Raw genomic sequence first — 20,332 nt, 5'->3', positions numbered from 1 at the left:
TTCATGCGTCAATACACCGGTCTAGACAAATTCATCCATTCTTTTGACCAAGCGCTACGCAGTTTAGTTCCTGGAAGCACTTCTGCGCAACGTGAGAACCCTGCCAATGGAACCAACACACAGTTGGCTGTGAGTGAAGCTCGCCATGTTGCAGGCTTAATGCGTGTCAACCATAGTGGCGAAGTATGCGCACAAGCGCTTTATCATGGCCAAGCGCTCACTGCAAAGTTACCCAATGTACGTCGTGAAATGCAACAAGCAGCCATTGAAGAGCAAGATCATTTAGCATGGTGTGAAGATCGACTCAAAGAACTGGATAGCCATACCAGCTTACTAAACCCTGTATGGTATGGTCTGTCTTTTGGTATGGGTGCTTTAGCAGGTATTGCGGGCGATAAATATAGCTTGGGCTTTGTCGCTGAAACAGAACGTCAAGTGAGCATGCATCTAGAACACCACATGAGTCAGCTACCTGTACAAGATCAGCGCTCATATCAAATTTTAAATCAAATGAACATTGATGAATTGCACCATCGCGATACGGCGCTTAATGCAGGCGGTGTTGACCTTCCAGCACCTGTTAAAATCACCATGACGGCCATTTCAAAGCTCATGACCAAAACCAGTTATTTTATTTAAGCCATACATAAGATTCAAAAAGCCCGCTAATCTGCGGGCTTTATCAATTTAAAATCTAGTATTTAAATTAAGCACATAGCTTTTCACTATCAATAATTAAAACTTCGCAGAGTCTATCTTTTATTTATGTTTAGAACTTTGTTCAATAGCTTTTTTTCGATAGCCATACACCAACCGCGCAAGCCCAATACAAGCAATCACAGCAACAATCGTATAAAGCTCATCGTCATAAGGCAATATGTACTGCCAAAATACATGTAAGGCATGCGTGATGTGTACTCCAGCACTAATCACTACCCATGCCCAAATGAAGCAGGCCACAATGTTAATGAGTACATATTTCCAAATTGGATAAGCTTTTATGCCTACGGCGATCGGCAATACTGTTCTAAGTCCCCACGCAAAGCGCATACCCAGAATAGTTAAAATTGGATAACGATCGATAAATTGGCTGGCACGTTGAAATTTTTTGGCAAACTCTTGCTGAGATTCAAGCATTTTTTGCCCATAGCGTGCGCCCAATTGATAATAAAATTGATCACCAATAAAGCTTCCAAGCATAGCAACCGAAAGTAATAGCCAAAAATTAAGTAAATGCTGATGCACTGCATAAGCACCCAGCATAAGTACTGTTTCGACTTCAAACAAAGTTCCTGCAAATATGGCCCAATAGCCATAATGCTGAATGAGCTCAGTCCAATTCATACAGCCAACAACTTGATGATTATTATTTTTTCTATCTTAGCACTGAATCTAGCATGACTGCTGTTTTACAGACTCAAATGATCTGCTATGCGATAACCCAACCTAGCACCCAAATCAAACGCTAAGTGCTCAACATTTGAATACATAAAATTATAGAAACTCAAGTCTATGCATGACATGAGACCACAGGAAAGTGATGTTTCTCATGTACAAAAGCTAAATCTGACCAAATCTCATACATGGGAATTTTCACATCTAATGCTAAAGGTAGTTTTTTTGCATTAAACTGCATATTGGACAAACAACTGCCCCATGCGATTAAATCAATATCTAAAGTAATTTGATGTGAAGGTCGAATACGTCCTGAATCGGCTTCCATACATTTTAATTGCAGGACTAAATCCGTTACGGATAAATGACTTTTCAATAAACACGCAGCATTCCAATAATCCGCACCAATCGCATCTCGGCACGGAATTAAATAAATACTGGAAAAGCTTAAATCACCGAATTGAGCGAGTTGTGCAATTGCTTGTTGAAAATGCTGTTTTGGATTGCAATTACTCGCCAGTGCTAAGGCGAATATCGTTTCGGTGACGTTCAAGACGAATTCCTACAGAATTTGCTTGCGGGATAATGGCAGGCTTACGGATGGTAATCATAATAGATTCCACTACAGGAAAGGTAGTAAAAAGTGCATTCAAAACCAGTTTTGCTGCATGTTCGATCAATTTAGGTTGCGCTTCTTGAATCACTTTTGCCGAAATTTCACAAATTTCCGCATAATTGAGCGTATCGTCTAACTCATCAGAATTAGATGCCTGCTCTAAACTGGTATTAATCTGCAAATCGAGCATTAAAGGCTGAATAATTTGACGCTCCCAATTGAAACAGCCCACCACTGTCTCTACCTTTAAGCCTTCAATAATAATCGCGTCCATAAATCTCTCAAATACAAAAGTCCCCCTTATATAAGGGGGATTTAAAATAGTGTGTCAAAGCCATAAAGACTGTAAGCGCATTAAAGCTTAGTGCTTTAGCAACAGATTAGGGTCTATACTTTGCACCATCTGTAAGCGCTGGTCAGCATAAATATCTGTATACGGCGCTAGAATACGCATAAAACGATCAAAATACAGCATTTGCTTAAATAACAACGCAAAATCTCGTGGGAAACGGATGCCATGACGTTCGCCTACACCCACCATATCCATCATAATGTCATTGATATCCGAAGGATTTGATGTGAGCAATTCTTGCGGATCTGCCAGCAATACACCACTAAACAGACGCTCTAAATCATCAGCCAAAACTTTGGTATCAATTTTATGATCCGTCATGCCCATTTTCAGCATATTTTCAGCCATTAAAGCATAGTCGGTCTTTTGCAATGCATCCATAAATGCAATACAGGCAGTCCATACTTCTGGCTTTAACTGACCCACAATACCAAAATCGATAAAGCCGACACGACCATCTTCTAAGAACATAAGATTGCCCGCATGCAAGTCCGCATGGAAGCTATTACACATCATCAGGCTACCAAACCATGTATTCATGGCAGTAATTAAAACTTGTGATGGATCTTTTGCAACTTTTTTAACCATATCAAAATCAGTCAAAGGTACACCATACAAGCGTTGCATAGTCAGCACACGACGAGTTGAATATTGATGATAAACCTTAGGTGCTGTTGCTGCTTGATTATTGGTAATATTTAAATAATTCACAAAATCATCTAAATTTTGTGCTTCTTCAATAAAATCAACTTCACGCACCATACGTGTTTTTATTTCTTCAACAATATCTGCCAAAGACGCAAATTTAACTTTAGGTACAGCTTTTTCAAGTAATTTAGTCGCCCAATGTAAGACATTTAAGTCAGTGTATAAAATGGTTTCTACACCTGGCTTTTGGACTTTAATTACGACATTTTCACCACTCACTAAAGTGGCTGCATGTACCTGTGCAATAGATGCGGACGCAAGTGGTTTTTCATCAATAGATGCAAATATTTCATCTAAATTACGGCCTGCAAACTCCGAAGCCAATACCTGCTGTACATAGCTAAACGGCAAGCTTGGTGTCTGATCTAGACAACCTTGAAACTCTTCCACATATTCACGTGGAAATAGCGAAGGCGTACTTGCAATAAACTGCCCTAATTTAATATATGTAGAACCGAGCGATTCAAAAGTTTCACGCATGAGTTTTGCATTGCTTGGTTTTTCTGTGGCGTATTTAATGCCAGCCTTGGCTGCCACCACAGCTGTTTCACCCATACGGGCAACAGAACGTAATCCATCAAGCCAAATATTGTTTTTCATAATGTCTGAGGAAAAATAAAGTGTAGTGAGTGTAGCAAAATTTTATGCCCTTGCAGGATTATCTTGCCTGACAGCTTGCACAATTTTCATCATGCATAAAATTTAAAATTCGCTGCGTCATATTTAAACCATTCCACAATAAAAGCTTTTGCTTCAGTGGCCTAAGGTTTAAACCCAAATATAATAACGCATGATGCGCCTGTAAGCTGGCCATCACATTCGGCGTGGTCGCGAGTACACCTGAGTCCGCACAGCGTAGGCTTTCATTTTGCTGTTCTTCTTTTGGAAACAGACATTCATAACAAGCCGAATCGCCTTCAACCATAAACAATTGCCCCTGAAAGCCAATTGCTGAAGCACTAATTAATGGCACACCGTGTTGCTGACAAATTTGATTCACCAAATAACGTGTTGTGAAATTATCACAGCCATCGAGCACCAAATCTTGCGATGCTATTAGGCAATCTGCATTGGTTTTATCCAACTTAGCGACAATACTGTGCACCTGAATATGTGGGTTAATTTGTGTTAAACGTTTTGCCAATATATCTGCTTTATAAAAACCAATATCTGCAGGTCCAAAAGCCATTTGGCGCTGCAAATTACTCACTTCAATGCTATCTGCATCAATTAAGCTAATTTTTCCCACACCTGCGCGTGCCAATAACTCAGCCAATGCACAACCAATCCCCCCACAGCCTACGATCAACACATTAGAAAGTTTGAGCTTTTCTTGTGCTTCAAGATCCCATCCCTCTAAGAGTATTTGACGACTATACAGGTGCATTTCTGCTTCGCTGAGTTCTAAGTCCAAGTCCGATGACTGATTCACTATTTCAATATCCGTTTAAACAATTATGGTATCGATATTCAAGCTATTATCAGCATTGCATCGATAGTATTGTCAATTCTTTGATGAATTTCCTTTAAATTTGCTTCTTTATTGATGAATAAAGCATCAATGAAAGGTTTAGTAATTGAAGCACCAAAAAGCATGTCTGCCAAAACCTCTGCAGTTAACGCTAAACGCCAGTCTGAGGGCAAAATACGCTCAATAGCTACAATGAGGTGATTACGACTCGATGCAATCCCCATTTCATAAAACGTATGTGTCATGCCGTCCATATCCGCGTGTTCCGCAATGGATAGACGGCATAATTTTATATGACGCTCAGAAAGTACGTGCTCAGCTATCATTTTCATGTGTTGTTTTAACATATCTACAGCATTCAACAGAGAATCCGAAAAAGCTTCTTCTGGCCAAATATAAGAAGACTCAACCAATGAGTTTAGTAAGGCGCGTTTATCTGCAAAATATGCATATAACGTTTTTTTAGACATTCCTGCTTCACTGGCAATTTGAGCCATCGTGACATTTTCAAAACCATAATTACCAAATAGCTGTTCTGCAACTGCAAAAATTTCTTTACGGCGTTGCTCTACTGTCATTGCCAAAGGTCTACCCAATTTAGCCATGTGCTCTTCCTTGACTTAGGAAACCAGTAAGTTTCATAATGTGCGCCATTTAAACAATTCAGATTTATTATGACAGCATCCCCCAATCGCGCAATGCCAATACTTATTGCATTGCTTGCAACACTTGGCCCCATTGGCATTGATATGTATTTGCCTAGCATACCTGCAATGGCCGAGGCACTAGGCAGTAGCGAAGGTGCAGTACAATTCAGTTTAATGACATTCTTTGTGGGTTTAATGCTTGGGCAATTGGTCTATGGCCCACTTTCAGATAAATTTGGTCGTAAGCCACTGATCTATTTAGGGCTGAATATTTTTATAATCGCATCAATCAGCTGCGCTTTTGCAACAAATGTCATGCAACTCCAAATCATTCGTTTTGTACAAGGCCTTGGGGGGTCTATTGGAATGGTGATCGCTTTTGCGATGATTAAAGACCAATATCAAGGCCCTGCCATGGGTAAAATGATGTCTATGGTATTGGCAATTCTAGGTTTATCACCCGTAGTTGCACCACTGATCGGCAATGGCTTACAAAGCTTGGGTTCTTGGCGCAATATTTTTGCATTTCTTGCCGTATATGGCATTGTGGTGATAAGTGCTATCGCACTTTACCTACCAGAAACACGTGATATCAAGCTACGTCAACAATTTAAGCTCTCACAGACATTTAAACTGTATGGTCGCATCATTACTGACCGTAAATTTATTATTTATGCACTGAGCTTATGTATTGCACAGGCTGCTTTCTTTGCCTACATTGCAGGCTCAGCAAGTGTCCTTATTTCTCAATATCAGCTGAGTTCTACCCAATTTAGCCTACTATTTGCCTTTAATGCTTTTGGCTTAATTATTGCGGCCATTTTAACGCCAAAAATGCATGAAAAGTTTGGGCTCCTCAACGCCTATAAATTTACAACATTTGCCTTACTCATCGTCATGGCTATGCTTTTCTGTTGTCTTGTTTTTGGTATAAATCAGTTAATTCTATTTTGTATTATTATCTTTATAGCTGTTGCCTTGCTTGGTTTTATTATGCCAACAGGAACACAATTGGCATTAACTTTTCAACACCAAAATGCAGGCACAGCTTCAGCTTTATTGGGTGCACTGCAATTTGGCTTTGGTGCAATCATTACCGCAATTACTGGAAGTACTTCAGCTGTAGGCGCTATAGGCTTAATTAGTATTATGGCCGCCTGTGCATTGCTTGCCACCATCACTTGCTTCGTGTTTTTTCCAAAGCATCTCCCGATGGCCAACCATTAAAAAAGATGCGACATATTAAAAAATAACAAATTACATCAACAATAAAGGCGGTCATTTGACCGCCTTATATTTAGATAAATTAAATTATTCAACCCACTTTGGCTAACTGCTCTAATTTTGCAATTTCTTGTTGCTTGAGCAAATTACGCTGAATTTTACCACTTGATGTTTTAGGTAAGCTGTCTACAAATTCAATTTCTTTTGGATATGCATGTTTTGATAACCGTGAACGTACATATTCTTGTAGTTTTTTCATGAGTTCTGCCGTACCAGCATATTGTGTTTTAAGCACCACAAAAGCTTTCACAATCTCAGTACGCTCAGGGTCTGGCTTACCAATAACTGCTGACTCTAGAACCTCTTCACACTCAAGCAAAGTACTTTCCACATCAAAAGGACCCACGCGATAGCCTGACGTTGTAATGACATCGTCAGCACGACCAATAAAATCGATGCCCAAATGTTCGTTTAAACGTACAGTATCACCTGTTAAATAATAGTGCCCGACAAATGATTTACGATTATTGCCCCCATAGCCATTAAACCAAAACAAAGGTGACTGTGAGCAATCAATGGCCAAGGTACCAATACCGCCTGCTACTACTTCTTGGTTATTACTATCTAATACAGCAAAACGATGCCCAGGAATTGCATACCCAGCAGAACCTACTTTCTTTTCATGCACTAAGGCATGATGGTTGGCAATTACCATACCCAATTCAGTCTGACCATATTGATCGTAAATATTGACATTTAGATCATGGTTAAACCAATGAATAACTTCAGGTGTAAGTGGCTCACCCGCGCTACTCACCACACGCAAATGGGTTTTAATTGACTCATCAAACTTTTCTTTAAAGCCAAAAAACAAACGAAATGCTGTTGGCGATCCTGTTAAGTTACTCACTTTATATTTTTGAATAATTTGCAATGCGTTATCTACACTAAATGCACGCTCATCCATAATAATGCTATGACCTAAGCTTAATGGCCCTGTAATACCATAGTACAAACCATAAGCCCAACCTGGGTCAGCTAAGTTCCAAAATGAATCTTCTTCACGTAAATCGACAGCATGGGTCATATAACCTTTAAAAGCTAACATTGCCTTTAAAGGTACAGGTACAGATTTCGCCAAACCTGTCGTACCTGAGGTAAACATCATTAAAAAATAGTCATCAAAGCTTTGCATTTCTGCATCACAGTGTACAGATTGCTGGGCCATCACTGTCCAAAAACCCGCCTCAGTCGCTGTCGAGTTAGGCATTACATCGACTTGCCCAACCGTTAAAATATGCGGCACTTTAAGGTTGTTTAATTTTGCACGTTGCTCTGTATTGGTCACAATCAGTTTAGTCTGTGCAACTTCAATACGGTGCTCAATTGCTTTAGATTCAAACGCAGTAAATAAGGGTTGATAAATTGCTCCAATACGCCATGTAGCCAATACAGTTATGAGTAATTCTGCTGTACGTGGCAATAAGCCCGCGATGCAATCACCTTTTTGAATACCTAAACCTTTAAAATAATTTGCAAGCTTGCCTGAGGCTTCATCTAGTTGTTCAAAAGTCCATGTTGCCGATTCGCCATTCTTACCTTCCCAAATAAACGCTGTTTTGTGCTGTCCAACGTACCGCTGGCAACATTCCACATAGGCATTTACTTCCTTAGAATGACCTTGTAATTGCATTATAATTAATTTTTCAAAATCAAAATCGAGATATGCTTGTTCAAGTGTTTTCATGGTATTCCCTATATCATGTCGGCTGAGGACTTGGCATCTGCTCTATGTCACTTCAGCATTGTTATATTGCTTACACACATCTTGCTGTGTGGCGCTGTACATCCCGTACTTCAATTTGGCCTAAGTTAAACTCACGCCTTTTTTATATAATTAGAAAAACACGTTTAAAGAAGGCCTGCAATTTCCATAAACCTCATCTGTATTGCAGGCTTTGAACATCGACCAAAGTCTAATGACTTCGGCCTTCATGCTTATGACTCTGCATGTTTATGACTTGGCAACTTCACGCGCAATTACGAGGCGCTGAATATCGGATGCGCCTTCGTAAATTTGGCTGACACGCACATCTCTATAAATTCGTTCAACAGGAAAATCCGAAACATAGCCATAGCCGCCATGAATTTGAATTGCATCTGAACACACCCGCTCTGCCATAGTTGAGGCAAATAGCTTCGCCATAGACGCTTCTTTTAAGCAGGCTAAGTTGGCATCTTTTAAAGTGGCCGCATGAAAAATCAACTGACGTGCGGCTTCAATCTGTGTGGCCATGTCGGCCAAACGAAATGCCACCGCTTGATGCTCTACAATATTGACACCAAATGCTTGACGCTCATTGGCATATTCAATGGCTGCATCCAAAGCCGCCCGCGCCATACCAATACACTGGGCTGCAATACCAATACGGCCCGATTCTAAATTGGATAAAGCAATTTTGTAGCCATCACCTTCTTTACCCAATAAATGATCAGCAGGTATACGACAGTTATCAAATATAATCGTTGCAGTATCTGAGCAATGTTGGCCCATTTTTTCTTCTAAACGTGATACGATATAACCTTCAGTACTTGTTGGTACTAAAAAGCATGAAATGCCTTTTTTGCCAGCTACTTTATCTGTCACTGCAAACACCAATGCGACATCAGCATATTTACCGGTGGTGATAAATTGCTTGGTACCATTGATAACCCACTCATCACCATCACGTACAGCCTGACACATCAATGCACTGGCATCTGAACCAGCTTGTGGCTCTGTTAAGCAGAAGCAACCTAACATTTCTCCAGTCGCTAATTTGCTTAAGTATTGCTGCTTCTGTTGCTCTGTGCCATAACGCTGGGTAATTCCACATGGCAAAGAGTTTTGTACGCTTACAATGGTCGAAATTGCGCCATCACCTGCGGCAATTTCTTCAATAGCCACAACCAAAGACACATAGTCCATGCCTGCACCACCCCATTGCTCAGACACAGTCATACCTAAAGCACCTAAGGCACCCAATTCTTTTAATTCTTGCGCTGGAAAGCGCGAAGTTTTATCGCGTTCTGCAGCAGTAGGTTTTAGTTTATTTTGTGAATAATCACGCATCATTTCCTGAACCATTTTTTGTTCATCATTCAAAATCATGCTTACATCCTTTTAAAATTTAATTATTTTCACTATCGAATACATTGCAGTGGCGGTTGCGCCACCTACTGGCCAAACATCCCATTTAGCCAGTAATAAATTAAGTTTCGTTGCTCACCCATCAAAAGGAAACAAGAAGTTTTTTCTTAAAATGAATTATTTAGGTTGCATACGAATTGCACCATCCAAACGAATCACTTCGCCGTTTAGGTAGCCATTTTCAAAAATATGCCCTACCAAGTGCGCAAATTCTTCTGGTTTTGCTAAACGCGGTGGAAATGGCACCATTTGCCCTAAAGCATCCTGTACATTTTGCGGTAGGCCTTTAAGCATAGGCGTTTCCATAATCCCTGGCGCAATGGTCATTACTCGAATCGCTTCGCGAGCCAACTCACGAGCTAAGGGTAAAGTCATTGCGACAACTGCACCTTTTGAAGCTGCATAGGCAGATTGCCCAATCTGACCATCATAAGCTGCCACAGAGGCTGTATTCACAATCACACCACGCTCTTCTTCACCCGCTTTTAATTCATATTTAGCTATTAAGCGCGCGCCAAAACGAATCATATTAAATGTACCAGACACATTGATATTCAATACTTTTTGGAACATTGCCAAGTCATGCAAACCATCGCGACCCAATACTTTTGCAGAAGGTGCGATCCCCGCACAATTGACCAAACCATTTAATTGACCATATTTATTCTCAACATGTTGAAAAAAAGCTTCTGTTGCAGCTTCGCTAGTTACATCTAACATGACAAATTCAGCATGCTCACCTAGGCGATGTTGTAAGCTTTCACCTAAGTCTTGGTTCATATCGACCATAATGACTTTTGCGCCTTGCCCAACCAAATAAGTAGCTGTAGCCGCCCCTAAACCAGACGCACCACCTGTAACTACAAACACTTTTCCTTGGATTTTCATTTTCTTTTATCCTAAACAACATGTTTTAAAATTCGACTTAAGACACAGAGTAATCACAGAATAAATTGAGTACAATTTCCAAATACTGCATCACGCGTGATGTATTTGAACAATAGAAAATATACTTCAGCTCAATCATGGAATTTAGATTGGATCACGACTATTTCAAAGGAACAATTTCAATTAGCCTTGTACATGAAGCACTCCTTCATGCAAAACAACAAGGCTATGACACTTTTGCTTTACTGCAAAAAGCGGGTATTGCACCTGAACTGCTGCATTCGGATAAAACTCGTGTGTCGGTAAGCCAATATGCACAGCTTTGGATTGTACTTGCGGATGCAATGAATGATGAGTTTTTTGGGATGGACTCGCATCCCATGCGCCGAGGCAGTTATACATTCTTATCCAAATCAGTTACGCAAAGCGCTGATTTAAAACAAGCTCTAACGCAAATTCTTCAATTTTTAAATCTTATTTTAGATGATTTTAAAAGTAAGTTTTTTGTGGAAGAACACTATGCATATATTGTGATTCAAGAAAACACCTTGCCCAAACGCATGTTCAGTTATGCCACGTATTTAATGTTAATTCATGGCCTGATGTGCTGGTTATGTGGACAACGTATTGTTTTGAATCGAATTCAGCTACGTTGCACTGCGCCGAACGATGATCACGACTATAAAGTTCGATTTTGTGATGATATTCAATATGCTGCCGACGAAAACTATATTCAGTTTGATGCCAACTACTTAAACTTAGCCATTAAGCAAGACCAAAAAACTTGGCATCAATTTATTCTGCATACACCATATAACTTATTGGTGCGTTATAAAAACCCCAATGCATTGGGCCATCAAATTCGTAAACACTTTATGCAAACCGCAACGGCTGATTGGGAAGAACTGACTGAACTAGCGCCCCTTTTTAATATGTCGGAAGCCACGATGCAACGTAGACTTAAGCAAGAAGGTATTAATTTTCAACAACTCAAAAATGACATACGACGTGACCTTGCGATTGATTTGCTCGCACAAAGCCATTTAACCTTACAAGATATTAGTGAACAACTGAATTTCCATGATGCAAGTGCATTTCACCGTGCTTTTAAAAAATGGACAGGCGTCAACCCAGGGATGTACCGCCAAAAACAACAGAATGAAATTTCAGAAGTCTAATATTTAAAATCACTCAAATAAGCTTAATTTTAGATTAATTGAAAAATTTACAAATTTATCAATAGTTTATTAAAAAACACAAATACGACTGTACGTTCATCGCTAGAAGATTGCCAATCTCCTTTAAATAGGTTATTTTTCACTCAATTTAAAGCATTTTGCTTATTGTTATTTTGGCTGTATCTCACTCTCTGATCTCATCACCTCGAAGGCTCCCACATGCTTAAGATGATAGACGTACTCGAGCAAAGCTTGGTACAAAATTTCTCTGAATCAATTTTTCAAGCAACTGAACAGACTGAAGCTCAGTTTCATCAGGAACTACTTAAGATTTCTGATATTGATTTAGCCAATATTGTCTCTACATTTTTCTTAAATGAGCAGGCACTTGAAATTGCACAACACTTGGATATTTCAACGGAAACCATTCAAGAAGTTCAAGCTGGTGCCAATTTAAAAGATGAAGCTTACATTACAGCAACTACTAAAATTGTTGCCTATTGTCTTGCAGTAGAAACTGATGCTTTCAACCAAGTTGAAGTGGCAGAATGTCTACAAGATTACCCAATGTAATCTATCACAGTAGTACAATAATCATTAAAAATACGGCGGCCGACATGGCCGCTTTATTTTGTATAAAAAACCTTTTTACAGCCCTAAACTATACTTATCAATTTAACTGAAATTTTATGATCTATTTGATATATAAAACAAAATCACATACTAAATTTTTAAAATAAATATTTTTCAATAACTTAATATTTAAAATACTCTATTTTTATATTTTTCATTTTGTTATCACTTTTTCTATTTTGCTCTATTTAACTTCAGCACGTATTTATAACGAATTATTTTTGCGCTATACATTTTCGGGGTTATATGAAAACGATTCGTCAACTTGCTATCTTGGCTACTACGGCTTTAGTAACCACAGTGACTTTGGCAGCACCACCAAAAGAAATCAAACTGGATTATGCCTACTATGCCCCAACTAGTTTAGTGGTTAAAGATCAAAAACTTTTAGAAAAAGCCTTCCCTCAAAGCCAAATCAAATGGGTATTTAGCCAAGGTTCAAACCGCTCATTAGAGTATTTAAATAGTGGTAGTGTCGATTTTGCATCTACTGCAGGTTTAGCTGCGGTATTAAGCAAGGCCAACGGTAGCCCTATTAAAACAGTGTATATTCAAAGCCAACCTGAATGGACCGCATTACTGGTGGCTAAAAACTCAAATATTAAGAGTTTAAAAGATTTAAAATCTAAAAAAATTGCAGCAACCAAAGGTACTGATCCCTATTTATTTACCTTACAAGCGCTAGAAACAGTTGGTTTAACTAAACGAGATGTTCAACTGGTTCATTTACAACACCCAGATGGTAAAACGGCATTAGAGCGTGGCCAAGTCGATGCTTGGGCTGGACTTGATCCATTAATGGCTTCAGCTCAACTACAGTCTGGAGCAAAACTGCTTTACCGCAATGTCAGCTTCAAAAGCTATAGCGTTTTAAGCGTAAAAGATGCTTTTGCAAAAGAAAACTCTGAAACTGTGACCGCGGTGATTAAGGCGTATGAACAAGCACGAAAATGGGCCAAAGCACATCCTGATCAAGTTGCCGCACTATTAGCCAAGGAATCTAAGCTTCCTTTAAATGTTGCAAAACTACAAATTAGCCGTACCAACTTCGATCAAAACGTTCCAACTGCAAAACATATTGCTGCCTTACAAAAAGCAGGCAATATTTTGACCGAAGAAGATTTAGTACGTAAAGGCACAGATGTAAACCAAGTAGTGACTCAATTACTTGATGCAAAATTTGCACAAAATGCTGTGAAGTAAAAGGCATTTTTTGACTTATGACACATCCTCAAGCAACACCGAAAGCACCTACTTCACTCAAACCGAAAATTGAAAGTGAAGCATCTAGGCCCAAGTTAAGCACTTGGTCAAAAGCACTCACGATCCCAGTTTTAGTTCTTATATTATGTGAATATTTGGTTCGTGCAGGCTGGATTGAACCGTATTTACTCCCTGCACCCAGTAGCCTTTGGCAAAGCTTCACAGAATTGGCAGCTGGAGATTTATGGCAACATATTTGGGCGAGTAGCTTACGTGTATTAATTGGCTTTTTAATCGGCAGTTTTTTAGCCTTGTTTTTTGCAGTATGGGTTGGTCTAAGCAAACAAGCTGAAGCCTTTTTAGAACCAAGTTTTTCAGCCATTAAGTCTATTCCTAGCTTAGCATGGATACCACTTCTGCTCCTTTGGCTGGGTATTGATGAGGCTTCAAAAATTACTTTAATTGCAATTGGTGCATTTTTTCCTGTGTATACCAACACTGTAGCTGCAATTAAAGGCGTAGACCGTAAATTAATCGAAGTCGCTCAAGTCTATCGTTTAAAATATTGGCAACTTGTACAGCAAATCATATTACCAGCAGCCTCCCCAGGCATATTGACTGGGCTACGTAATGGTCTGAGTTTATCTTGGATGTTTATGATTGCTGCTGAATTAATTGCAGCAACACAAGGAATTGGCTATTTACTTAGTGATGGCCGAGAAACCTCGCGACCAGATATTGTCATTTTAGCGATTATTTTATTGGCAATATTAGGTAAGTTAACCGATCGTGTCATGCAAGCACTAGAAACTTGGTTACTTCGCTGGCGAGACGTTATTAAACAGTAACCGCCTTTCAAAATAAAAGCGCATTGAATGCGCTTTTATCATTTGTTTTTGGCGCAGCTACATTACTGTTGCCATTGCCCTAAGGTCACACGGTCATTTCCGCCATAATCTTTTACAGTACGGACCTCACGATAGCCCGCTTGTAAAAATAGATGACGTACCGCTTCACCTTGATCATATCCATGTTCGAGCGCAACCCAGCCATTCACGGTTAAATGCTTTTTGCCTTGCTGAATAATTTGCTCGATATCTGCAAGACCATGCTTATCTGCCACTAAAGCGCGCTCAGGCTCTGTCGCTAGATCTTTCATGTGCACATCGTCTGCATCGATATACGGCGGATTCGACACAATCACATCAAAGAATTCACGGCCAAATGGTTTTAACCATGAACCCAATACAAACTTCACATGCGCTAAATCATGTGCTTTTGCATTGTATTCTGCGACTTCCAGTGTCGGCTCATAAATGTCTGACGCTGTAACAGACCAATCAGGCCGTTCACTTGCCAATGACAAAGCAACGGCACCTGTTCCTGTGCCTAAATCTACAATACGCGCATCTTCAGGTAAATCTAAACGCAACACGGTTTCAACCAATACTTCAGTATCCGGACGCGGTACCAAAGTGTCTTTAGTCACTTTTAAGTCTAGAGTCCAAAATGGCTGTGAACCCGTAACATAAGCCAATGGCTCACCCGCTGCAATACGTTCTAAACCAGCGAGATAAGCTTGTTCTTGCTCTGCGGTTAACGCTTGATCCTTCTTCATGATTAAATCAAAAGAATCAATTTTCGTAATGTGCTCGAGTAACCATGCATTTTCCTGACGCTCATAGCTTTCAGGTTCACCGCGGTAGGCCAACGCCTGTGCAATATTCATTAGCCACCATTCTGCTGAGCAAGCATCGCTAACTGATCGGCTTGATATTCGCGGTGCAAACTATCCAGCAATTCTGTTAAGTCGCCTTCCATCACAGCATCTAACTTATATAGCGTTAAGTTAATACGGTGATCGGTCATACGGCCTTGCGGATAGTTATAGGTACGGATACGTTCAGAGCGGTCGCCCGAGCCAACCAAGTCACGGCGCATTTCAGACGTTGCCGCATCTGCAGCTGCACGTTTTGCATTTTCCAGACGTGAAGCAAGTAAAGCCATCGCTTTGGCTTTGTTCTTATGCTGTGAACGCTCATCCTGACATTCCACCACAGTTCCTGTTGGAAGATGGGTAATACGAACTGCCGAATCGGTTTTGTTAATGTGCTGACCACCCGCACCTGACGCACGATAAGTATCAATACGCAAATCAGATGCGTTAATTTCTACTGTGGTGTCTACATCTATTTCAGGCAAAATTGCTACGGTACATGCTGAAGTATGCACACGACCCTGTGATTCTGTCGCTGGTACACGCTGTACACGATGCGCACCGCTTTCAAATTTCAAACGGCCATACACGCCTTCGCCATTTACAAGGCAAATGACTTCTTTATAACCGCCATGCTCGCCTTCATTTTCTGAAAGTACTTCAATACGCCAACCTTTAGATTCGGCATATTTGCTATACATACGGTATAAGTCGCCTGAGAAAATCGCAGCTTCATCACCACCCGTTCCTGCACGGATTTCCAAATATGCAGAGTTCGCATCATTCGGATCTTTAGGAATCATTAAGATGTTAAGGTCAGCTTCCAAAGTGCTAATCAAAGCTTTATTTTCTTTAATTTCTTCCTGAGCCATTTCCTTAAAATCAGGATCAGACAACATCGCTTCAGCAGTTTCTATATCTGCCTCAGCTTGAGTATATTTGTGCCATACTTCAGTAATTTCGCTCAAATCACTATGTTCGCGTGAAAGTTGACGAAAACGTTTATTATCTGAAATTACCTCAACATCTGCGAGTAAGGCATTTAATTCTTCGTGACGGTCAGATAATTGATCCAACCGCAAACGCAGTGATTCTTTCATTTTACAAAATATCTCTTTAACGCCTGCTCTAATACGCGAAATAAAATTTGGCTAGAGCAGACAAATCTTCATTTTGCGCCTAGTTTACAGATTCTCAGTTTTAAATGACATCTTTATTGTTATTCAGCTGCTTGTGTCTTTAACTTATATATAAGACACAACATCACTCTATCTTCCGCCTGTTTCTATGGGCTATATCATGCATGTCGCCAATCCGACAAAAACGTATTTTTAATCTGCCTAAATTCAGCTAAATTTAAGCGCCACAACATATCCTGTTGTGCTTATAGGACTAATACCCTCAATAAGAACATATTCAGGACGTTCAGTTGTGCCTAATAAAGTATGATTTTGCTGTTTTAGACAAAATTTCAAAACTAGCGCCAATCATTATTCTACTTAATTCATTCATCATTGCTTTGAATTGAGGAAATTAAAGGCAATTTTTTCACAATTGTTACAAAGAAAAACATTGCTTACACCAAAGCACATTAATTTGGAGAAGGCTCTCCATATTTATAAAGAATTCTTTTGTTACATTTACCCCATCTAATGAAATTAAAGAGTCCAAACACGATTGGACATGGAGTTAACCATGAAAATGAATACACTTTTACTTAGTAGTGCTTTAGCACTCACTTCAGTATTTACGGTTAACGCCCACGCTGACAACACCACTCGCGTTGCTGCTGCTAGTGCACTCGGTAGCGTTGCAGGTACTGCAATTGGTAAAAATATGGGCGGCACTGGTGCGACCATTGGTGCTGCATTAGGTGGTGCTGGTGGTGCTGCTGTAGCCAGTGATCGTCGTAATCGCACAGATTCTGCGATTGGCGGTGCAATTGGTGGCGGTGCTGGTTATACCGTAGGTAAAAGCATGGGTGGTACAAATGGCGGTTATGTTGGTTCTGCCCTTGGTGCTGCAGGTGGTGCGGCTTTAGGGAATAAAATCTCTAAAGACAAAAATTACAATAACAGTAGCCGTAAATACAAAAAACATCGCCGTCATCGTTAATTCGGCACATCTAAATTTAAAACCCGCTCAATGTCAGACATTAAGCGGGTTTTTATTATAAAAAACTATACGCTAAAAAATGGAGCATCATGTCTAAAGAAGACTCTTTTATTCTAAATACCCCTATTCATATCGTCTTCAAGTATCAACAAAACAGCAATAATATTAAGCAACCTCACTAATCCAATGAGGCATCTCCACAAGTAAATCAGAAACTGTATATGCGTTTCCTACTTGACTAAAGCCATGGTCAGCATAATAGAAACTTGATGCTTTATTTTTCCCTGTATCATTGTACAAAGCCTCTTTTACCACATCATTTTTAGCAATGTATGCCAATAAAGCTGTTTCAACACCCAAACCAAAAACACGGCAAGACATTACAACTTGAGAAATTGTGTCTTCTTCTACCAAAGCAACAGCAACAATACCGTTATTACTGAATTTATCTTCTACTTGAACAGTATAAATTTTTAATTTTTTGCTATCTAATAACTGAATAATCTCTGACTCAGTCCACCGCTTTCCAGTTGTATTAAACTGATTCGTTTTATTAATAAGTTCAAATGCTCTGATAAAGTTGGCATTCTGTTGATCCAAAATGATATCAAAATTAACTTTAAGCTCTAAAGAGAGTAAGAACTCTTCACGATTCATTGTTTTTTCAGAGTGATCTCTCTGAATTTTAGCCTGAATCAACTCAGTTCTCGCAGCAGATTCATTTGTAATATGCAAAGTTTGCATTTCTGGTGCGTATAAAATTTTATTTTTCCAAATCTGAGGCTCCCCACTTAATGTATTTATTGTTGGAAAAACACTCAACACCTCTTCGATTTCACGCGGATTATCATCAATAAATAAAACATTTTCAGGGAGAAGATTAGTCTCTTCTAATATTTCTGCAATATTCTTAGATTTTGGATCCCAATTAATTTTAAGTGCACAAAAATCTTGTACTTTAATCGTGTTTTGCCAAATATGATCAAACCGACCTACAGTTTCATCATGATTATTTTTACTTGAGATTGCTAAAAGTCCACCACGTCGTTTGAATTCTAATAAGGCTTCTACATAACCCAGTGGCCAACCCTCAGTTAATTCATGAGCTATAATCGTTTCAAACTCAGCAGCAACGCCTCTCCATAAAGTATTATCCAAATCTGTAATAATTAATTTTATGGTAGAAAGATTTTTAATACGAATCAACATATTATCTAATCTTTCAAAAATAGAACCAATCATTAAATGAGTATCTTCACCATCATTAAGTCCACTATGTGAAAGATGACTCTGTACACTATCAACTATTAGACTGTCGCCAACAAAATTCAAAAGGTCATTTATTTCAAAATAATAGACATTACTTTCTTTTGATAAAATATCCTCTAAATAATCATTTATATCACGAACAAATCTATAAAGAGATCTAGAGCGGTTTATTAAAAAATCCCCCTGAGCTTTTAAAGGAGGTTCTATAAATGAAAGAAAAAATATCGGCCCATCATATTTGAGCTCATTTTTGATTTGATCTATTTTAGCCCCAATATATTTTTTGAACTGCTCCAAATATTGATCATAATTTTTAGCAAATTGATGATCACTATGTACATGAAGCACATCACCAGCTACAGAGCCACCTAAAATATCCCATAAAAAATGCCGTAATGTGAGATGTACAATTACTGCATCTAACTGATTCGTTTCAACTCTAGGAACTGGATCATAGTGAAGTGACCCCATTAAATAATGAGAAATATTTCTACCAGCAAGATTTCCATAATTTGTTATTTTTTCTGAAACACATGTTCCCAACAATGCGATATTTTTAAACTGAATATTATTTTTAAGAAGCTTATTAGTAAAAAAAGCTCCCTTATTTCGTATATTTAATTGCGCATTTCTATTCGCATTTAATTTTTCTTCACTACTCATCATTGATGCAATAATCTGATTTGTCACAGATATACGATCAGACGCATTCAATATCATTTCAGTATATTGTTTTTTTCCTGAATCATCAGGCTTCCTGTTTAAACATGTTTCATATAATGCTTCTACAAGCTGAATTACTGTTTCATAATTTAAGTTTTCTTTGGCATTCATATCTTATGTCTTTCTTTTATAAAATTATATTTTTGAAATCTGTTACAACTAAATTATAGAAAAAAAACAAAAAAACAACATCTCTATTTCCCAAGCTAAGCGCGGACTTATGGGAGGCTCATCTTTCTTAAGATTATAATTTTTACACACAATCAAATACCAAAATAAAACCATATAAAACAATGTGTTGTGAATATTTAATTAATTATGAAGCAATTAAAGATCTAAAATTACAAAGCATTAACCAAATAATACTACTGAGCAATATTAGCCTTCACTATTTTTTCCATCTTTTTTCTTACATTTAACTCAAGACGAAATTGTGATGCTCTTAGGAGTTTAAAATGAAAATCAAAACCGTATTCTTTAGTGCCGTATTTGCAGCTTCAGCAATGACCATGACTGCAGCAAATGCAGGCAATGCCACAAATACAGCCCTTACTTCAGCACTTGGTGGTGTTGTAGGTGCAGCCATTGGTAATCAAATGGGTGGCCAAACTGGCGCTATGATTGGTTCTGCAATTGGTGGTGGCGCAGGTGCTGCAGCAGCCTCAAATAAACGTGATCGTAATGGCGCAATTATTGGTGGTGCACTTGGCGGTGCTGGCGGTTATACCGTTGGTAAAAATATGGGTGGCACAAATGGTGGATATATTGGTGCTGCAGCGGGCTCTGCTGGTGGTGCTGCTTTAGGCCAAAAAGTTAGCCAAGACCGTCGTTATGATGATAGATACAACAATCGTTATGACAGCCGTTATGATGACCGCTATGACAATCGTGGCTACCGCAATTCTAAATACCGCTACAACAACTCAGCCTATCGCCATGACAACGGCCGTCACCTAGGTTGGTACAAACAAGACCGTCGCTAAGTAGGATAGCCTCTTAGGCT

Annotated in this window: 20 protein-coding genes; 8 read left to right on the top strand and 12 right to left on the bottom strand. The window is 39.1% G+C overall.

Annotation, left to right across the window (positions count from 1 at the left end; translation table 11 throughout):
• Window positions 1-3: 3 nt before the first annotated feature.
• Window positions 4-639, top strand: coding sequence for a 2-polyprenyl-3-methyl-6-methoxy-1,4-benzoquinone monooxygenase (gene coq7, locus EXE29_RS00670; RefSeq protein WP_117007035.1), 636 nt, complete (start codon window positions 4-6; stop codon window positions 637-639).
• Window positions 640-759: 120 nt separating this feature from the next.
• On the opposite strand, the gene EXE29_RS00665 is transcribed toward coq7, so the two are convergent.
• The 6 genes from EXE29_RS00665 to EXE29_RS00640 all read right to left on the bottom strand — a co-directional run bounded on the left by EXE29_RS00665 (window position 760) and on the right by EXE29_RS00640 (window position 5,147).
• Window positions 760-1,344 (bottom strand): DedA family protein, encoded by a 585-nt coding sequence (locus EXE29_RS00665; RefSeq protein WP_228198691.1) that lies wholly within the window; start codon window positions 1,342-1,344, stop codon window positions 760-762.
• A gap of 166 nt (window positions 1,345-1,510) precedes the next feature.
• Window positions 1,511-1,948, bottom strand: coding sequence for a 2-amino-4-hydroxy-6-hydroxymethyldihydropteridine diphosphokinase (locus tag EXE29_RS00660; RefSeq protein WP_120363643.1), 438 nt, complete (start codon window positions 1,946-1,948; stop codon window positions 1,511-1,513).
• Window positions 1,905-2,285 carry a dihydroneopterin aldolase gene (gene folB, locus EXE29_RS00655; protein ID WP_106984864.1) on the bottom strand — a complete coding sequence of 127 codons (381 nt, stop codon included), beginning with the start codon at window positions 2,283-2,285 and terminating at the stop codon, window positions 1,905-1,907. Before folB ends, EXE29_RS00660 begins: the two co-directional genes overlap by 44 nt.
• A gap of 87 nt (window positions 2,286-2,372) precedes the next feature.
• On the bottom strand, window positions 2,373-3,671 hold the full coding sequence (locus EXE29_RS00650; protein WP_106984865.1) for an ABC1 kinase family protein: 1,299 nt from the start codon (window positions 3,669-3,671) through the stop codon (window positions 2,373-2,375).
• Between the two features lie 58 nt (window positions 3,672-3,729).
• A complete protein-coding gene (locus EXE29_RS00645) occupies window positions 3,730-4,458 on the bottom strand; it encodes a HesA/MoeB/ThiF family protein (RefSeq protein ID WP_117007160.1) in 729 nt (242 codons plus the stop codon).
• Between the two features lie 83 nt (window positions 4,459-4,541).
• Complete coding sequence (locus tag EXE29_RS00640) at window positions 4,542-5,147, bottom strand: TetR/AcrR family transcriptional regulator (RefSeq protein WP_120363642.1); 606 nt, start codon at window positions 5,145-5,147, stop codon at window positions 4,542-4,544.
• A gap of 69 nt (window positions 5,148-5,216) precedes the next feature.
• Here EXE29_RS00640 and EXE29_RS00635 point away from each other — a divergent pair, with 69 nt between their 5' ends.
• Window positions 5,217-6,416, top strand: a complete 1,200-nt coding sequence (locus EXE29_RS00635) for a multidrug effflux MFS transporter (protein ID WP_228198690.1) — start codon at window positions 5,217-5,219, stop codon at window positions 6,414-6,416.
• An 88-nt stretch (window positions 6,417-6,504) separates the two neighbouring features.
• On the opposite strand, the gene EXE29_RS00630 is transcribed toward EXE29_RS00635, so the two are convergent.
• The 3 genes from EXE29_RS00630 to EXE29_RS00620 form a co-directional block, all read right to left on the bottom strand.
• Window positions 6,505-8,160 (bottom strand): AMP-binding protein, encoded by a 1,656-nt coding sequence (locus EXE29_RS00630; protein ID WP_120363641.1) that lies wholly within the window; start codon window positions 8,158-8,160, stop codon window positions 6,505-6,507.
• A 267-nt stretch (window positions 8,161-8,427) separates the two neighbouring features.
• Window positions 8,428-9,564: an acyl-CoA dehydrogenase family protein gene (locus tag EXE29_RS00625; protein WP_120363640.1), complete on the bottom strand. Its 1,137-nt coding sequence runs from the start codon at window positions 9,562-9,564 to the stop codon at window positions 8,428-8,430.
• Between the two features lie 156 nt (window positions 9,565-9,720).
• On the bottom strand, window positions 9,721-10,491 hold the full coding sequence (locus EXE29_RS00620; protein ID WP_106984870.1) for a 3-hydroxyacyl-CoA dehydrogenase: 771 nt from the start codon (window positions 10,489-10,491) through the stop codon (window positions 9,721-9,723).
• A 137-nt stretch (window positions 10,492-10,628) separates the two neighbouring features.
• On the opposite strand from EXE29_RS00620, the gene EXE29_RS00615 reads away from it, so the two are divergent.
• From EXE29_RS00615 to EXE29_RS00600, 4 genes are all read left to right on the top strand, one after another.
• Window positions 10,629-11,669 (top strand): AraC family transcriptional regulator, encoded by a 1,041-nt coding sequence (locus tag EXE29_RS00615; protein WP_120363639.1) that lies wholly within the window; start codon window positions 10,629-10,631, stop codon window positions 11,667-11,669.
• Window positions 11,670-11,888: 219 nt separating this feature from the next.
• The gene (locus EXE29_RS00610) at window positions 11,889-12,242 is read left to right on the top strand and encodes a hypothetical protein (RefSeq protein WP_106984872.1); all 354 of its coding nucleotides are present in this window, start codon (window positions 11,889-11,891) and stop codon (window positions 12,240-12,242) included.
• A gap of 306 nt (window positions 12,243-12,548) precedes the next feature.
• Complete coding sequence (locus EXE29_RS00605) at window positions 12,549-13,505, top strand: aliphatic sulfonate ABC transporter substrate-binding protein (protein WP_120363638.1); 957 nt, start codon at window positions 12,549-12,551, stop codon at window positions 13,503-13,505.
• Between the two features lie 17 nt (window positions 13,506-13,522).
• Window positions 13,523-14,353, top strand: coding sequence for an ABC transporter permease (locus EXE29_RS00600; protein WP_120363637.1), 831 nt, complete (start codon window positions 13,523-13,525; stop codon window positions 14,351-14,353).
• Window positions 14,354-14,415: 62 nt separating this feature from the next.
• On the opposite strand, the gene prmC is transcribed toward EXE29_RS00600, so the two are convergent.
• On the bottom strand, window positions 14,416-15,234 hold the full coding sequence (gene prmC, locus EXE29_RS00595; protein WP_120363636.1) for a peptide chain release factor N(5)-glutamine methyltransferase: 819 nt from the start codon (window positions 15,232-15,234) through the stop codon (window positions 14,416-14,418).
• Complete coding sequence (prfA, locus tag EXE29_RS00590; protein WP_106984876.1) at window positions 15,234-16,322, bottom strand: peptide chain release factor 1; 1,089 nt, start codon at window positions 16,320-16,322, stop codon at window positions 15,234-15,236. The genes prmC and prfA overlap by 1 nt, the downstream gene beginning before the upstream one ends.
• Window positions 16,323-16,917: 595 nt before the next feature.
• Here prfA and EXE29_RS00585 point away from each other — a divergent pair.
• Complete coding sequence (locus EXE29_RS00585) at window positions 16,918-17,337, top strand: glycine zipper domain-containing protein (RefSeq protein ID WP_120363635.1); 420 nt, start codon at window positions 16,918-16,920, stop codon at window positions 17,335-17,337.
• A 165-nt stretch (window positions 17,338-17,502) separates the two neighbouring features.
• Here the strand turns inward: EXE29_RS00585 and EXE29_RS00580 are convergent, their stop codons facing one another.
• On the bottom strand, window positions 17,503-19,440 hold the full coding sequence (locus EXE29_RS00580; RefSeq protein WP_120363634.1) for an HAD-IIIC family phosphatase: 1,938 nt from the start codon (window positions 19,438-19,440) through the stop codon (window positions 17,503-17,505).
• 344 nt (window positions 19,441-19,784) lie between these two features.
• Here EXE29_RS00580 and EXE29_RS00575 point away from each other — a divergent pair, with 344 nt between their 5' ends.
• Window positions 19,785-20,312, top strand: coding sequence for a hypothetical protein (locus EXE29_RS00575; protein ID WP_106984878.1), 528 nt, complete (start codon window positions 19,785-19,787; stop codon window positions 20,310-20,312).
• The last annotated feature ends 20 nt before the right edge of the window (window positions 20,313-20,332 follow it).

The sequence above is a fragment of the Acinetobacter sp. WCHAc060006 genome (assembly GCF_004209135.1).
Lineage (GTDB): Bacteria > Pseudomonadota > Gammaproteobacteria > Pseudomonadales > Moraxellaceae > Acinetobacter > Acinetobacter cumulans.
This window is presented reverse-complemented; position numbering and strand designations above follow the sequence as displayed.

Bases quoted from the DNA above. Each gene is read 5' to 3' on its own strand.
- EXE29_RS00620 (WP_106984870.1), bottom strand. From the start codon at position 10,491: ATGAAAATCCAAGGAAAAGTGTTTGTAGTTACAGGTGGTGCGTCTGGT.
- EXE29_RS00630 (WP_120363641.1), bottom strand. From the start codon at position 8,160: ATGAAAACACTTGAACAAGCATATCTCGATTTTGATTTTGAAAAATTA.
- prfA (WP_106984876.1), bottom strand. From the start codon at position 16,322: ATGAAAGAATCACTGCGTTTGCGGTTGGATCAATTATCTGACCGTCAC.
- EXE29_RS00645 (WP_117007160.1), bottom strand. From the start codon at position 4,458: ATGCACCTGTATAGTCGTCAAATACTCTTAGAGGGATGGGATCTTGAA.
- EXE29_RS00610 (WP_106984872.1), top strand. From the start codon at position 11,889: ATGCTTAAGATGATAGACGTACTCGAGCAAAGCTTGGTACAAAATTTC.
- EXE29_RS00665 (WP_228198691.1), bottom strand. From the start codon at position 1,344: ATGAATTGGACTGAGCTCATTCAGCATTATGGCTATTGGGCCATATTT.
- EXE29_RS00625 (WP_120363640.1), bottom strand. From the start codon at position 9,564: ATGATTTTGAATGATGAACAAAAAATGGTTCAGGAAATGATGCGTGAT.
- EXE29_RS00650 (WP_106984865.1), bottom strand. From the start codon at position 3,671: ATGAAAAACAATATTTGGCTTGATGGATTACGTTCTGTTGCCCGTATG.
- EXE29_RS00635 (WP_228198690.1), top strand. From the start codon at position 5,217: ATGACAGCATCCCCCAATCGCGCAATGCCAATACTTATTGCATTGCTT.
- EXE29_RS00600 (WP_120363637.1), top strand. From the start codon at position 13,523: ATGACACATCCTCAAGCAACACCGAAAGCACCTACTTCACTCAAACCG.
- folB (WP_106984864.1), bottom strand. From the start codon at position 2,285: ATGGACGCGATTATTATTGAAGGCTTAAAGGTAGAGACAGTGGTGGGC.
- prmC (WP_120363636.1), bottom strand. From the start codon at position 15,234: ATGAATATTGCACAGGCGTTGGCCTACCGCGGTGAACCTGAAAGCTAT.
- coq7 (WP_117007035.1), top strand. From the start codon at position 4: ATGCGTCAATACACCGGTCTAGACAAATTCATCCATTCTTTTGACCAA.
- EXE29_RS00605 (WP_120363638.1), top strand. From the start codon at position 12,549: ATGAAAACGATTCGTCAACTTGCTATCTTGGCTACTACGGCTTTAGTA.
- EXE29_RS00580 (WP_120363634.1), bottom strand. From the start codon at position 19,440: ATGAATGCCAAAGAAAACTTAAATTATGAAACAGTAATTCAGCTTGTA.
- EXE29_RS00585 (WP_120363635.1), top strand. From the start codon at position 16,918: ATGAAAATGAATACACTTTTACTTAGTAGTGCTTTAGCACTCACTTCA.
- EXE29_RS00575 (WP_106984878.1), top strand. From the start codon at position 19,785: ATGAAAATCAAAACCGTATTCTTTAGTGCCGTATTTGCAGCTTCAGCA.
- EXE29_RS00615 (WP_120363639.1), top strand. From the start codon at position 10,629: ATGGAATTTAGATTGGATCACGACTATTTCAAAGGAACAATTTCAATT.
- EXE29_RS00640 (WP_120363642.1), bottom strand. From the start codon at position 5,147: ATGGCTAAATTGGGTAGACCTTTGGCAATGACAGTAGAGCAACGCCGT.